Here is a 14,428-nt window from a genome sequence, read left to right on the forward strand (position 1 = left end):
CCCGCTGCCCGCCATCGGCCAACCGGAGGTATTTACCTATGCCATTTGGCAGATAGCGCCCAAGGTGTCCGAGCATGTTTAATAGCTACCCCTTGAATAGCTACCCCTCACGCCCGCAGCAATGGAGTATCACCCATGCATGACACGCCCCATGACCCCGGCAGTGCCTTGGCCATGCGCGCGCATTTCCGTCAATCGGAAAGTCGTACGGCGCGCCTGCGCCTGTTGGTGGATACCGGCCAGCAACTGCGCCAGCTGAGCCCTGACGCCATGCGCGAACACGTGCTCGCGCGGGCCTGCGCGTTTCTGGCGATGGACCACGGGCTGCTGCTGGAGTGGGACGCCGAGGGCGTCGCCTACACCGGCGCCCGCCATGGCAACCCGGCGCGATTGGGCAGCCTGGCCGCCCTCGCCGACCGCAGCCTGCGCACACCGTGTTGGCAGGAACGGCCATCGGAGGACTTGCCCAGCGTCTTGCAAGTACCGTTGCGCGCCGGTGACGGCCAGGCCTTTGGCGTACTGGTGCTGGGCAATAGCATCAGCCTGCGGGCGCCGGAGCACGAAGACAGCGAATCCCTGCAACTGCTCGCCACATTGCTGGCGGCCCACCTGGAAAACGATCGGCTGCTGACCACCCTCAAACTGCGCGATAAAACCCTGTCCGACCTGGTCAACCGCTTGCTTCGCGCCCAGGAGGACGAACGCAAGCGCGTGGCCTACGACCTGCACGATGGCCTGGCGCAAACCCTCGCGGGCCTGCACCAACGGCTGCAAGGTTTTGCCGGACGCTGCCCGCCGCTGCCAGAGGCATTGGCTGCCGACCTGCAGGCGATTCTTACCCTGGCCCAACACTCGGTTGGCGAGGGCCGGCAACTGATCGCGGGCCTGCGTCCCACGGTGCTGGATGATTTCGGCTTGTTCAAAGCCCTCGATAAAGAAGCCGACCGCCTGCGCGACGCCGGAATCAATGTGGTGTGGCAGGCGCACTGTGAAACGCGCTTACCCAGCCAGGTGGAAATCGCCTTGTTCCGGATCGGCCAGGAAGCCATCAACAACGTGCTCAAACATGCGCGCGCAAGTCGGGTGCAACTGACCCTGGCACTGCACGACGGCCACGCGTCCCTGCGGCTGGACGACAATGGCAAAGGCTTCACTTCGGCGCCATCCCTTGATGACGCCCAGCACCTGGGCCTCGCCACCATGCAGGAGCGCGCCAGCCTGCTGGGCGGCAGCTTCACCTGCGTCAGCGCAGTCGACGGCGGTACCCAGCTGCACGCCCGCGTGCCAGCCCACTTGATTGGAGTACCTCAATGACCCACGTCTTGCGCCTGGTGCTGGCGGACGATCATGAAGTCACGCGCACCGGCTTCGTTTCCCTGCTGGCCGGCCATCCGCAGTTCGAGGTGGTCGGTCAAGCCAGCGATGGCCTGCAAGCGGTGGAGCTGTGTGAGCAATTGCTGCCGGATATCGTCATCCTCGACATCCGCATGCCCGGGCTCAACGGTTTGGGCGCCGCACGCTTGCTGCAACAACGCCTGCCGGCGGTGAAGGTGGTGATGTTCACCATGGACGACAGCCCCGAGTACCTGGAAGCAGCCATGAATGCCGGTGCGGTGGGCTACTTGCTCAAAGACGCCAGCCGTGCCGAGGTGATCCAGGCGCTGCAACAAGTGGCCGCCGGCGGCGAGGCGCTCAACACGGCGGTCAGCGCCCGGCTGTTGCGGCGCATGACCGAACGCCAGGCCAGCGGTGCCGTCGCCAACGAACAGCTCACCCCACGGGAGCGCCAGGTCCTCGGTTTGGTCGCCAATGGTATGAGCAACCGGGCCATCGGCGAGCATCTGGGCATTACCACCGGCACGGCCAAGGCCCATGTCGAGCGGGTGATCGGCAAGCTCGGCGCGGCCGACCGCACCCAGGCCGCCGTGCGGGGCATTGCCTTGGGCCTGGTGACGCCACTATGAGGCGACGTTGGACCGACCTGCCGTTGCGCGGCAAGGCGCTGGTCGTGATTTCGCTGCCACTGGTGGTGCTGTTGCTGTCGCTGGTGCTGATCTACACCACGGAGCGCCAGACCGCCCGCGCCGAAGAGGATGTGCGCCGCGTTTTGCGCGTGCAAAGCGATATTCAGGCCGTGCATACCCTACTCGCGGAAGCCGCCGCCAGTGTGCGCGGTTACCTGCTCACCCGCCGCGAAGACTTCCTGCCCAGCTACCTGAACGCCAAGCCCCAGATCGAGTCAGCCTTGCTTCGACTGGACCGCAACGTACGCGATCAACGCGTGCGCGAGCAGCTCAGCGCGATCAAGCCGCTGATCGACGGCAAGATCGATGGGCTGGAGGACATGCTCAAGGACAGCCAGGCCACACCGGAGTCCATCAGTGCCATCCTGATCAGCAACAAGCACATCCTCGATGCCCTGCGCCAACACATCAGCACCATGCTGACCCTTGAAGAGTCGTTGCTGGCTGAACGCAGCGCCGCCGCGTCCGAAACCCGCCGACGCTTGTTGCTGTCCACCTGGCTGGCAGCGATCTGCGGACTGTTCGGGGCGATTGTCGCGGTGCTGTTTCTGTCCAAGGGCATTGTGGCCCGGGTGCAGAATGTGCAGCGCAATGCCCAGCGCCTGGCCCTGGGCTCGCCGCTGCTGCCACAGCCGCCGGAAAAAGACGAAATCGGCCAGTTGGGCACCAGCCTGGTGGAGGCCGGGTTATTGCTGGCCGAGCGCGAACGCGCCTTGCGCGACAACGAAGAACGCTTGCGGCTGATCATCGATGGGGTCAAGGACTACGGGATCTTCGCCCTCGACACGGCGGGCCATGTCACCAGTTGGAACAATGGCGCCGAGCGGATCAAGGGCTATACCGAACAGGAGATCATCGGCCAGCATTTCTCGGTGTTCTACCTGCCCCAGGAATGCCCGCAGCACCCGGACATGGCGTTGCGCGAGGCCACCCACAACGGCGATTACACCGAAGAAGGCTGGCGCTGCCGCAAGGACGGCACGCGGTTCTGGGCCAGCGTGGTGATCACCGCGCAGTACGACGGCACCGGCGCCCTGCGCGGTTTTTCGAAGATCACCCGCGACATCACCGACCGCCGCGCGGCGGAGATCGCCCTGCGCACCGCCCGCGAGGAAGCCGAACGCGCCAGCCGCGCCAAAAGCGAGTTCCTGTCGCGCATGAGCCATGAACTGCGGACCCCACTCAACTCGATCCTGGGTTTTGCGCAGTTGTTGGACATGGACGCGCCGAAGGCGCAAAAGGCCGATGTCGGTCACATTCTGCGCGCCGGCCAGCACCTGCTCACGCTGATCAACGAAGTGTTGGACATCGCCAAGATCGAGGCCGGAAGCCTGGCGTTGAATATCGTGCCGATCCCGCTGGCGGGCACCTTGCAAGAGGCGCTGACGCTGGTGTCGCCCATGGCCGCCGACGCGGGCGTGCAGTTGCAGCCACTGCCGGCGCTGGCGGCGGATACGGGCATCGTTGCCGACCGCCAACGCCTGACCCAGGTGCTGCTGAACCTGCTGTCCAACGCAATCAAATACAACCGGCGCGATGGCCAGGTGAGCATTGAGGTGGGCGTCCATGAGCAGCGTATCCGCGTGTCGGTGTGCGATACCGGCAATGGCATCGCCGCCGATCATATCGGCCAGCTGTTCAAGCCTTTCGAACGCCTGGGGGCCGACCCGAATGTGGAAGGCAGCGGCCTGGGCCTGGCACTGAGTAAAAGCCTGCTGGAAAACATGGACGGCCAACTCACGGTGCAGAGCCAACCCGGCATCGGCTCGCGCTTCAGCCTGGAACTGCCCTTCGTGCGCGTGGCGCAATCCCAGCCGATTGCCCTCCCCATCATCGACACCGAATTGAAGCGCCCTGCCCCCGTCATCAGCACCTTCGAGGGCAAGGTGTTGTGCATCGAAGACAACCTCTCCAGCCTGGCGCTGATCGAAACCCTGCTGCAACGGCGGCCGGGTATACGACTGCTGTCGAGCATGCAAGGCCAACTGGGCCTGGACCTCGCCGCGCAGCATGCGCCACAGCTGATTCTGCTGGATGTGTCCCTGCCGGACATGAATGGCTTGAAGGTGCTGCAACGCTTGCGCCAGTCACCGATCACCCGCGACACACCGGTACTGATGATCACCGCCGACGCCAGCGACCTTACCCGCCAGGCTTTGCAGGAAGCAGGCGCCACCGCGGTATTGAACAAACCGATCAACGTGCCGGCGTTTCTCGCCCACCTCGACCAAGCTTTTCCGGAGCCCGCGTGAACCTCGACCTGCGTATCCTGATCATCGATGACCAACGCCCGAACCTCGACCTGGTGGAGCAACTGCTGGCGCGCGAAGGGCTCACCAACGTGCTGAGCAGCACCCAGCCGCTGCGCACCCTGGAGTTGTTCAACAGCTTCGAACCGGACCTGGTGATCCTCGACCTGCACATGCCGGAGTTCGACGGCTTTGCGGTGCTGGAACAACTCAACCGGCGCATCCCCCAGGGTGAATACCTGCCGATCCTGGTGCTCACCGCCGACGCGACCCGCGACACGCGCCTGCGCGCCCTGGCCCTGGGCGCCCGGGACTTCATCAGCAAACCCCTGGACGCGCTGGAAACCATGCTGCGGGTGTGGAACCTGCTGGAAACCCGGGTGCTGTACAAGACCTTGCGCACGCTGGTGCCGGCGGATCAGATTGAGTTGTTGCAGCGCGGCGGTTCAACGGCTATTCAGCGTCGCTAGTATTCGAGCGGAGCGCGCCAGATGCGCTACGTCAGCGAGAAATGGCTGGCGGGGGTGTTCGCTGCAACAACGACCGGGCATCGCACCGCTTCTGGCCTGAAGCACCAAGTGTTGCGAGCGCCGCAACAGTCTTTTGTCATCAAGCCCATTGATAGCACCCTAACGAAACCCGCATGCTAGAGGGCTAATCCCGCGCTTATATCATTCCGAATGATAGTTACCTTTGCTTCATTCGATTCGTGACATACCGCCTCGCCGCGCATGATCCGCCCATCTCAAATACATTGGCGGATGCACCTCATGGAACAGTCACTCAAACATTTGCGCTTCCCCCTGGCGATCCTGGCCGTGGTGGTGATGAGCGCGTGCGGCAAGACCCCGGAACAAGCGGCCGCCATGCCAGCTGCGAAAGTCAGCGTAGCCAAGGTGCTTGAGCAGCCGGTCAACGAGTGGGATGAGTTCACCGGTCGCCTGGAAGCGCCCGAAACCGTACAGATTCGTCCACGGGTCTCTGGCCAGATTGACCAAGTCGCTTTCACCGAAGGCGCTTTGGTCAAGAAAGGCGACCTGCTGTTCCAGATCGACCCGCGTCCGTTCCAGGCCGAAGTGCGCCGCCTGGAAGCCCAACTGGCTCAAACCAAAGCCGCCGCCACCCGCAGCGACAACGAAGCCCAGCGCGGCGAACGCCTGCGCCAGAGCAATGCGATCTCCGCCGAACTGGCCGATTCGCGCACCACCGCCGCCCAGGAAGCCCGCGCCGCCGTCGCCGGGATCCAGGCGCAGTTGGACCTGGCCAAGCTGAACCTGAGCTTCACCCGCGTGACCTCGCCGATCAGCGGCCGCGTCAGCCGCGCCGAAATCACCGCCGGCAACCTGGTGACCGCCGACGTCACCGCGCTGACCAGCGTGGTCTCCACCGACAAGGTCTACGCCTACTTCGACGCCGATGAACGTGTGTACCTCAAGTACACCGAACTCGCGCGCCAAGGCCGCCGTGGCGCCACCACCCCGGTGTACCTGGGCCTGTCGAATGAAACCGGCAACCCGCATCTGGGCCAGATGAACTTCGTCGACAACCAGGTCAACCCGGCCACCGGCACCATCCGTGGGCGCGCCGTGTTCGACAACAGCAAGGGCGAATACACCCCTGGCCTGTATGCGCGCCTGAAACTGGTCGGCAGCGGCACCTACTCCGCCGTGCTGATCAACGACGAGGCCGTCGGCACCGACCTGGGCAAGAAGTTCGTGCTGGTGATGGAAGGCGACAAGCCGGCGTATCGCGCGGTGGAACTGGGGCCGAAGATTGAAGGCTTGCGCATCGTGCGCAGCGGCCTGAACAAGGACGACACCATTATCGTCAAGGGCCTGCAACGTGCGCGTCCCGGCTCGCCGGTCGCCCCGGAAACCATCCCGATGGCCAGCAAGGAAACCCTCGCCGCCTTGGCCCAACAACGACAAGCGCTTGAAGCCAGCAACCTGGAGCAAGTGGCGCCGGAAAAAACCGCGCCCAAGCTCGCAGCCGTTGCGACTCCACGCGGTTAAGGGATACGACTCAAGATGAATTTTTCCAAGTTCTTCATTTCGCGGCCGATCTTCGCAGCAGTGCTGTCGCTGCTGATCCTGATCGCCGGTGCGATCTCGCTGTTCCAATTGCCGATCAGCGAATACCCGGAAGTGGTGCCGCCGACCGTGGTGGTACGCGCCAACTTCCCGGGCGCCAACCCCAAGGTCATCGGTGAAACCGTGGCCGCGCCGTTGGAGCAAGCCATCACCGGCGTGGAGGGCATGCTGTACATGTCCTCGCAGTCGACCGCCGACGGCAAGCTGACCCTGACCATCACCTTCGCCCTGGGCACCGACCTGGACAACGCGCAGGTGCAGGTGCAAAACCGCGTGACGCGAACTCAGCCAAAACTGCCTGAAGAAGTGACGCGCATCGGTATTACCGTGGACAAGGCCTCCCCCGACCTGACCATGGTGGTGCACTTGACCTCCCCGGATCAGCGCTACGACATGCTGTACCTGTCCAACTACGCGATCCTCAATATCAAGGATGAGCTGGCCCGCTTGGGCGGCGTCGGCGACGTGCAGTTGTTCGGCATGGGCGATTACTCCCTGCGTGTATGGCTGGATCCGAACAAGACCGCCTCGCGCAACCTGACCGCGACCGATGTGGTCACCGCGATCCGCGAGCAGAACCGCCAGGTGGCAGCCGGTGCCCTGGGCGCGCAGCCTGCGCCGAGTGATACCAGCTTCCAGCTGTCGGTGAATACCCAGGGCCGCCTGGTCACCGAGGAAGAGTTCGAGAACATTGTGATCCGCGCCGGCGCCAACGGTGAAATCACGCGCCTCAAGGACATCGCCCGGGTCGAACTGGGCTCCAGCCAATACGCACTGCGCTCGCTGATCGATAACCAGCCGGCCGTCGCGATTCCGATTTTCCAGCGTCCCGGCTCCAATGCCATCGACATCTCCAACGATGTACGCAGCAAGATGGCCGAGCTGAAAAAGAGCTTCCCGGCGGGCATGGATTACCGCATCGCCTATGACCCGACGATCTTTGTGCGCGGCTCCATCGAAGCGGTGGTGCACACCCTGTTCGAAGCACTGATCCTCGTGGTGCTGGTGGTGATCCTGTTCCTGCAGACCTGGCGCGCCTCGATCATTCCGTTGGTGGCGGTGCCGGTATCGTTGATCGGTACGTTCGCGGTGATGCACCTGTTCGGGTTCTCGCTCAACGCGCTGTCGCTGTTCGGATTGGTACTGGCCATCGGTATCGTGGTGGACGACGCCATCGTGGTGGTGGAGAACGTCGAACGTAATATCGAGCTGGGCCTGGAGCCGTTCCCGGCGACTGAAAAAGCCATGAGTGAAGTGACCGGCCCGATCATCGCCACGGCGCTGGTGCTGTGTGCGGTGTTCATTCCAGCCGCGTTTATCAGTGGCTTGACCGGGCAGTTCTACAAACAGTTCGCCTTGACCATTGCGATCTCTACGGTGATCTCGGCGTTCAACTCGCTGACCCTGTCCCCTGCCCTGGCCGCCGTGTTGCTGCGCGGTCACGACGCACCGAAGGATCGTTTCTCGAAGGTCCTCGACAAGCTCCTCGGTGGCTGGCTGTTCCGTCCGTTCAACCGCTTTTTCGAAAAGTCCAGCCATGGCTACGTGAGTACCGTACGCCGGGTGATTCGCGGCACGGGCATTGCCCTGTTCGTGTACGCCGGCCTGATGGTGCTGACCTTCTTCGGGTTTGCCCACACCCCGACGGGCTTCGTACCGGCCCAGGACAAGCAATACCTGGTGGCCTTCGCCCAACTGCCCGACGCTGCGAGCCTGGACCGCACCGAAAACGTGATGAAGCGCATGTCGGAGATCGCCCTGAAACAGCCCGGCGTGGAAAGCGCGATCGCGTTCCCCGGCCTGTCGATCAACGGGTTCACCAACAGCCCGAACAGCGGCATCGTGTTCGTGACCTTGAAGCCGTTTGATGAGCGTAAAGACGCGAGCATGTCCGCCGGTGCGATTGCCGGTGCGCTGAACGGCCAGTACGCCAACATCGAAGAAGCCTACATGGCGATCTTCCCGCCGCCGCCGGTACAAGGCCTGGGCACCATCGGCGGGTTCCGCCTGCAGATCGAAGACCGTGGCAACCTGGGGTATGACGAGCTGTACAAAGAAGTGCAGAACGTCATCACCAAGAGCCGTGGCGTGCCCGAGTTGTTCGGCCTGTTCACCAGCTACACGGTCAACGTGCCCCAGGTCGATGCCGCCATCGACCGCGAAAAGGCCAAGACCCACGGCGTGGCGATCAGCGACATCTTCGACACCCTGCAGGTCTACCTGGGCTCGCTGTATGCCAACGACTTCAACCGCTTCGGGCGGACCTATCAGGTCAACGTGCAGGCTGAGCAACAGTTCCGCCAGGACTCCGACCAGATCGGCCAGCTGAAAGTGCGCAATAACAAGGGCGAGATGATCCCGCTGGCGACCTTTATCAAGGTCAGCGACACCTCGGGCCCGGACCGCGTGATGCACTACAACGGCTTTATCACCGCCGAAATCAACGGCAACGCGGCACCGGGCTACAGCTCCGGCCAGGCCCAGGCAGCGATTGAAAAACTGTTGAAGGATGAACTGCCCAACGGCATGACCTACGAGTGGACCGATTTGACCTATCAGCAAATCCTCTCGGGCAACACTGCGCTGTTCGTGTTCCCACTCTGCGTACTGCTGGCGTTCCTGGTACTGGCCGCCCAATACGAAAGCTGGAGCCTGCCACTGGCGGTGATCCTGATCGTACCGATGACGCTGCTGTCGGCCATCACCGGGGTGATCATCTCGGGCGGCGACAACAACATCTTCACCCAGATCGGCCTGATCGTACTGGTGGGCCTGGCATGTAAGAACGCGATTCTGATCGTCGAATTCGCCAAGGACAAACAGCAGGAAGGCCTCGACCCGCTCGCCGCGGTACTGGAAGCCTGCCGCCTGCGTCTGCGGCCGATCCTGATGACCTCGTTCGCTTTCATCATGGGTGTGGTGCCACTGGTGTTGTCCAGCGGTGCCGGTGCCGAGATGCGGCATGCCATGGGCGTGGCGGTGTTCTCCGGGATGATCGGGGTGACCTTCTTCGGTCTGTTGCTGACGCCAGTGTTCTACGTACTGATCCGTCGCTATGTGGAGCGCAGCGAAGCGCGCAAAGCGGCCAAGGCCTTGAAGCTGGAGACACAGCAATGAGTGTGAAAGTATTCCTGCCGAGCTTGCTGGTACTGGCGCTGAGCGCCTGTGCCGTGGGCCCGGACTACCAGACCCAGACCCCGGAGGCGGCGAATATCACCGCCGCCGCGGATGCCAAGCAGTATGACCACGCCAAGTTCGAAGGCATCTGGTGGCAGCAGTTCGACGACCCGACCCTCAACCAGTTGGTCACACAATCGCTGCAAGGCAACCGTGATTTGCGCGTGGCGTTTGCCCGTCTGCGCGCTGCTCGTGCAATCCGCGATGACGCCAGCAACGATGCCATGCCGACGATTACCAGCCGCGTCAGCAGCGACCAGGGCAAGGGCCAGATCCCGGGCCAGACCACCCGCCGCGTGAAGACCGAGCGTTACGACCTGGGCCTGGACATGGCCTGGGAACTGGACCTGTTCGGGCGCATCCAGCGCAACCTGGAAGCCACCGACGCCGACCAGCAGGCCGCCGAGGCCGACCTGTACCAACTGCAAGTCACCCTGATTGCCGAACTGGTGGACGCCTACGGTCAACTGCGCGGCGCGCAACTGCGTGAACGTATTGCCCTCGACAACCTGAAGAACCAGCAGGACTCGCGCACCATCACCGTCAGCCTGCGCGACGCCGGTGTGGGTGACCAACTCGATGTGGAGCGCGCCGACGCACGCCTCGCGGCCGTGGAAGCCAGCGTGCCGCAACTGCAAGCCGAACAGGTGCGTGAGCGTAACCGCATCGCCACCCTCCTCGGCCAGCGTCCCGACAAGCTGAGCGTGGACCTGGGCCCGAAAGACCTGCCGGCGATTGCCAAGGCGTTGCCGATCGGTGACCCAGGGCAACTGCTGCAACGGCGCCCGGACATCCTCAGCGCCGAACGCAAACTGGCCGCCGCCACCGCGCGTATCGGCGTGGCCAAGGCCGACCTGTTCCCACGGGTCAGCCTCAGCGGCTTCCTCGGCTTTACCGCCGGGCGCGGTTCGCAGATCGGTTCGTCTGCCGCAAATGCCTGGGCCCTTGGCCCTAGCATCACCTGGGCGGCATTCGACCTGGGCAGCGTACGTGCTCGCCTGCGTGGCGCAGACGCCGAAGCCGATGGCGCCCTGGCGAGCTACGAGCAACAAGTGCTGCTGGCGCTGGAAGAGTCCGAGAATGCCTTCAGTGATTACGGCAAGCGTCAGCAACGCCTGGTCTCGCTGATCCGTCAAAGCGAATCCAGCCGCGCCGCCGCCAACCTCGCCGCGATCCGCTACCGCGAAGGCACCGTGGACTTCCTCGTCCTGCTCGACGCCCAACGCGAACGCCTGGCCGCCGAAGACTCACAGGCCCAGGCCGAAGTGGACCTGTATCGCGGGATTGTGGCGATCTACAAGGCGCTGGGGGGTGGCTGGAAGCCAGACACCGTCGTGGCGACTGCCAAGTAACGTAAAGAGCTCCTTTGGTTGGTCGCATCCAGCCAATTTTTAGCCCCGTGATCCATTCGGTCATGGGGCTTTTTTTTGGTTTTTAATTACGCGCTTAGCCATTTGTACAAGGTGTCGGCTATGGCAACCGATATAAAAATTATTCCCCCAATAGTCATTCCCTGAAGTACACGCTTTAGACCGCGGGGGAAATCCTGCACTTGCTGCCGGTCCACGATACCGCGCTTTATATTCCACCACGGCATTGCAACCGTCGACATCACGACACACAGACGAACCATTCTTCCTCGAATCGAGTTGCCCCAGAACCCTTTACTAAAGGTGACAAGCTTGCATTTATTTAAACGTTCCTCCATTTCATCCAGTCGTCGATACATCAGAAAAATGCCTACGACATCGATAACAAGGACAACAAACATGATGCCCGCACTAAACCAGAACTTCAGAGGTAGATTAAGTAAGTAGTCAGTATTCATAAATTTTCTCCCCTAAGTACTCACCGAGCTCACTCCCATAACTGCCCCCCACCGCGCCTACGGCTCCACCGGTGATCAACAAACAACTCAATGCCACCGGCCCGGTTGTGGGCCCTAGTACGGCGAAACACAGTGCCGTCGCCAAAGCCCCGCCTGACATCCCACCCAAAACACTTCCGCCTAGCTTGCCCACCTCCACATACTTCGCCTTCGTACACTGCTCCTCCCTCCCCGTAGAACACGCCTCCTTGATCTCCAGCGCAGTGGACGCCGTGCTCAACGCAATCCCCAACGGCGTCCCTGCCTTAAGCACCTTCGCCGTCCTGGCAAAGCGCGAAATCCGCTCGGCATAGCGACTGATCTCCCCGGTATGCAGGTAGCTCCTAGTGGAAATCCCCAGCATCTTCTTGATCGATCCGTCATTACGCAAGCCGGTGCCATAACGGGCGAAGCCGCGCATCTGCGCTTCCAGCCTGGTAAACAAAACCTGACGACGTGCCAAAAAATCCTCCCGTGCAGCACCGCCGCCTCGGAGCAGGGACTGTTTGTGCAAGGCGTCAATTTCTTCCAGGGTCTTGGCGATGTCCTTCAAGTGCCGACTCCACGCATCGCCTGCCGTTCCGACGCCGAGCGAGGTGTAGCCCAGCAAGCTCTGCAACAGGTCATAGTTCTGCAAAGCGAAACCGGCTCCGCCTTCGGCCATCACGCTATGGCGAATGTCCCAGGCGGACTGCATCAACCGTGACTCTTGCGGCGTACACATGGCCGTCGATTCGTCTCCGATGATCACCAGTTGGCCCGGGAGAACCACTACGTTGCGGATATGGCTGTTGAGTAAGTCGAACTTCTTAGCGGCGGGTCCGCTCAGGTCAAGACGAGCCTTGAGCTCGGTCGACGTTTGTTGGCGTTCGTTGATGAACGCATAGGGCTGAGGCATCTGCAGCTCCATCGAATAGAAAGAACTGCAAAATCTAAGTAACGCTCAGCGGAGATGTCGTGGTTTTACCGGGCGAATTTTCCGGCTATTTTTCACTTTAGGAAATCGGCTACGCGGTGAATTCCAACATATGTCAGGTATTGCGCATTTTTTTGGACATTTATGGGAATGGTTTTGGCGGCCGACTTACGGATGCACTATCGGAATATTGTTAGCTCGGAGACGCGAAAACACATTCAGGAAGTGCCCGTCTCGTAAAGTCGAATTTTCCGACATTAATCGCAGATAACAAATCTTTACTCTTCGGGCTTTCGCGGCCAGGAGTGAAAGGGATGACTTCCAGCGTATTACCGAGCGTTTTTTTCGATCACAGCCGACACACACTATGGGGGCGCAACGTTGCTGCCTTGCTGGACGTCCCAGCCTTCGAAGGCCAGGAACGCCTCAGCGAACCCTTCGCCTATCACATCGAATTCACCAGCACCGAACGCGACCTCGCAGCCGAAACCCTGCTCGGTAAAGACGCCCATTTCAGCCTGCACGCCCCGCCAAAAAAGCGGCCCCTGTGAGGTTTGCCGCCGCCCCCCATCAACCCCCTGCGCACCCTGCACGGCGTGATCACCCGCTTCAAGCGCCAGTCCGGCTCCAACGACCAGGCCAGTTATGCAATCACCTTGCAACCACGCCTAGCCCTGCTCGCACGCGGTCGCCAGTTCCGCATCTACCAGCACCAATCGGTGCCGCAAATCGTCGAAAGCATCCTGCGCAGCCGCCACGACTTTGAAGGCCAGGACTTTCTCTTCAGCCTGAAACGCGACTACCCCCGGCGCGAACAGGTCATGCAATACGGCGAAAGCGACCTGGCCTTCATTACCCGACTGCTGGCCGAGGTGGGCATCTGGTACCGCTTCACCAGTGACGAGCGCCTGCGCATTGATGTGGTCGAATTTTGCGACGATCAACGCCTCGGCCGGTTTAAAACAGGACCCGGAAATGGCATATACAGACCAGCCATGACTTAAGCACCCCGTATCTCCCTGAAGACTTAGCCGGCATCGTTAAGAATCAAACTACGATAATGTCCAGGATTCGACCCGCTCCATTTACGAAACGCCTTATAAAACGAACTGGTATCGGCAAACCCCAACCGCGCCGCAATGTCGGCAAAGCTGATCTGCGGTTCAGCCAGCCACACGATCGCCAACTCCTTGCGCACGCTGTCCTTGAGCCCCTGATAGCTCTGACCTTCTTCCGCCAGGCGGCGGCGCAGCGTGGATGCGGAGATGCATAGCGTGGCTGCGAGGCCCTCGGTCTCCGGCCAAGTGTCGGGAGGCATTTGCCGCAGGTCGTGCTTGATGCGTGTAGCCAGGCTGTCGGGGTTGCGGTATTTGACCAGGATGTTGGCCGGCGCGTGGGCGAGGAAGCGCTTGAGTTCTTCGGGGCTGCGCTTGATCGGCAAGTCGAGGCAATCGGCGGAGAAGATCATGCGGGTGCGGGGCCGATCAAAACGCAGGTTGTCCGAAAACATCACCTGGTAGTCATCGCAAAAGTCCGGCTGCGAGCAGCGCAGTTCGATGGCCAGGATCGGAATGCGTCGCCCCGCCAGCCAGCAGGCGACGCCGTGGACGATCATCCAATAGGTGAAATAGGTGAACGCTCGATTGGGCTCAGCTTCTGGTTCGAGCAACACGATTTCCGCCAGGCTCTGTTGACGCACCAGCTGGGCTGGCATGTGTTCCAGCATCAGTGAGAGGAAACCCAGGGCGGTTTGCAGGCCCGCTGCCAGGCTGGGTTGGGCAATGGCGGCGCGGCAAAGGAACTCGAGGCTGCCGGACTTGAGCTTGCGCGGGTCCATGCCGAAGAACTCATCGTCCATGCGCCTTGCCAGCAAGCGCCACAAACGTGCGTAGGCAGTGGCCGGAACGCGAGCGTCGGGTTGCTCCAGCAATGCCGGATCGATACCGACCTTGCTCAAGATTTCGACGGTGCCCGGCCCCGGCGCGCAACTCTGCAATAAGGCCTCGCGCACGAGGTGGAGGGAGATGGTGTCTTTTTCCGACATGGGTGCAGTCCGTGCCCTGTGTGGCGTGAAGTGCGGCCATCTTAGGCAGTCACGCGGCAAA

10 protein-coding genes and 1 pseudogene are annotated in these 14,428 nt (G+C 61.9%); 8 read left to right on the top strand and 3 right to left on the bottom strand.

All coding sequences use genetic code 11. The features are described from left to right. The first annotated feature begins 135 nt into the window (after positions 1-135). From FIV39_RS20640 to FIV39_RS20670, 7 genes are all read left to right on the top strand, one after another. Positions 136-1,314, top strand: coding sequence for a sensor histidine kinase (locus tag FIV39_RS20640; RefSeq protein WP_090404743.1), 1,179 nt, complete (start codon positions 136-138; stop codon positions 1,312-1,314). Beyond that, entirely contained in the window at positions 1,311-1,964 is a 654-nt protein-coding gene (locus FIV39_RS20645; protein ID WP_090404746.1) for a response regulator, read from the top strand. The genes FIV39_RS20640 and FIV39_RS20645 overlap by 4 nt, the downstream gene beginning before the upstream one ends. Continuing rightward, positions 1,961-4,276, top strand: a complete 2,316-nt coding sequence (locus tag FIV39_RS20650) for an ATP-binding protein (protein ID WP_090404749.1) — start codon at positions 1,961-1,963, stop codon at positions 4,274-4,276. Before FIV39_RS20645 ends, FIV39_RS20650 begins: the two co-directional genes overlap by 4 nt. After that, positions 4,273-4,743 carry a response regulator gene (locus FIV39_RS20655; RefSeq protein WP_090404752.1) on the top strand — a complete coding sequence of 157 codons (471 nt, stop codon included), beginning with the start codon at positions 4,273-4,275 and terminating at the stop codon, positions 4,741-4,743. Before FIV39_RS20650 ends, FIV39_RS20655 begins: the two co-directional genes overlap by 4 nt. Positions 4,744-5,043: 300 nt before the next feature. Further along, on the top strand, positions 5,044-6,285 hold the full coding sequence (gene mexE, locus FIV39_RS20660; RefSeq protein WP_090410005.1) for a multidrug efflux RND transporter periplasmic adaptor subunit MexE: 1,242 nt from the start codon (positions 5,044-5,046) through the stop codon (positions 6,283-6,285). Between the two features lie 15 nt (positions 6,286-6,300). Continuing rightward, positions 6,301-9,480, top strand: a complete 3,180-nt coding sequence (locus FIV39_RS20665; protein WP_090404755.1) for an efflux RND transporter permease subunit — start codon at positions 6,301-6,303, stop codon at positions 9,478-9,480. Then, positions 9,477-10,892 carry an efflux transporter outer membrane subunit gene (locus tag FIV39_RS20670; RefSeq protein WP_090404758.1) on the top strand — a complete coding sequence of 472 codons (1,416 nt, stop codon included), beginning with the start codon at positions 9,477-9,479 and terminating at the stop codon, positions 10,890-10,892. The genes FIV39_RS20665 and FIV39_RS20670 overlap by 4 nt, the downstream gene beginning before the upstream one ends. Positions 10,893-10,978: 86 nt before the next feature. Here the strand turns inward: FIV39_RS20670 and FIV39_RS20675 are convergent, their stop codons facing one another. Both FIV39_RS20675 and FIV39_RS20680 read right to left on the bottom strand, forming a co-directional pair. After that, positions 10,979-11,368, bottom strand: coding sequence for a hypothetical protein (locus FIV39_RS20675; RefSeq protein WP_090404761.1), 390 nt, complete (start codon positions 11,366-11,368; stop codon positions 10,979-10,981). Next, positions 11,358-12,305 (bottom strand): hypothetical protein, encoded by a 948-nt coding sequence (locus FIV39_RS20680; protein WP_090404763.1) that lies wholly within the window; start codon positions 12,303-12,305, stop codon positions 11,358-11,360. The genes FIV39_RS20675 and FIV39_RS20680 overlap by 11 nt, the downstream gene beginning before the upstream one ends. A 332-nt stretch (positions 12,306-12,637) precedes the next feature. On the opposite strand from FIV39_RS20680, the pseudogene FIV39_RS20685 reads away from it, so the two are divergent. Continuing rightward, positions 12,638-13,282, top strand: a pseudogene (locus FIV39_RS20685) (type VI secretion system Vgr family protein); the annotation flags it as partial. A 68-nt stretch (positions 13,283-13,350) separates the two neighbouring features. Here the strand turns inward: FIV39_RS20685 and FIV39_RS20690 are convergent. Further along, positions 13,351-14,367 (bottom strand): AraC family transcriptional regulator, encoded by a 1,017-nt coding sequence (locus FIV39_RS20690; RefSeq protein WP_090404766.1) that lies wholly within the window; start codon positions 14,365-14,367, stop codon positions 13,351-13,353. Positions 14,368-14,428 lie beyond the last annotated feature (61 nt).

Source organism: Pseudomonas grimontii (assembly GCF_007858185.1).
Taxonomy (GTDB): Bacteria; Pseudomonadota; Gammaproteobacteria; order Pseudomonadales; family Pseudomonadaceae; genus Aquipseudomonas; species Aquipseudomonas grimontii.

What these genes read in the sequence shown, in the direction of transcription:
- FIV39_RS20650 (WP_090404749.1), top strand. Translation starts at nt 1,961, where the DNA reads ATGAGGCGACGTTGGACCGACCTGCCGTTGCGCGGCAAGGCGCTGGTC.
- FIV39_RS20675 (WP_090404761.1), bottom strand. Translation starts at nt 11,368, where the DNA reads ATGAATACTGACTACTTACTTAATCTACCTCTGAAGTTCTGGTTTAGT.
- FIV39_RS20665 (WP_090404755.1), top strand. Translation starts at nt 6,301, where the DNA reads ATGAATTTTTCCAAGTTCTTCATTTCGCGGCCGATCTTCGCAGCAGTG.
- FIV39_RS20645 (WP_090404746.1), top strand. Translation starts at nt 1,311, where the DNA reads ATGACCCACGTCTTGCGCCTGGTGCTGGCGGACGATCATGAAGTCACG.
- FIV39_RS20690 (WP_090404766.1), bottom strand. Translation starts at nt 14,367, where the DNA reads ATGTCGGAAAAAGACACCATCTCCCTCCACCTCGTGCGCGAGGCCTTA.
- FIV39_RS20670 (WP_090404758.1), top strand. Translation starts at nt 9,477, where the DNA reads ATGAGTGTGAAAGTATTCCTGCCGAGCTTGCTGGTACTGGCGCTGAGC.
- FIV39_RS20640 (WP_090404743.1), top strand. Translation starts at nt 136, where the DNA reads ATGCATGACACGCCCCATGACCCCGGCAGTGCCTTGGCCATGCGCGCG.
- mexE (WP_090410005.1), top strand. Translation starts at nt 5,044, where the DNA reads ATGGAACAGTCACTCAAACATTTGCGCTTCCCCCTGGCGATCCTGGCC.
- FIV39_RS20680 (WP_090404763.1), bottom strand. Translation starts at nt 12,305, where the DNA reads ATGCCTCAGCCCTATGCGTTCATCAACGAACGCCAACAAACGTCGACC.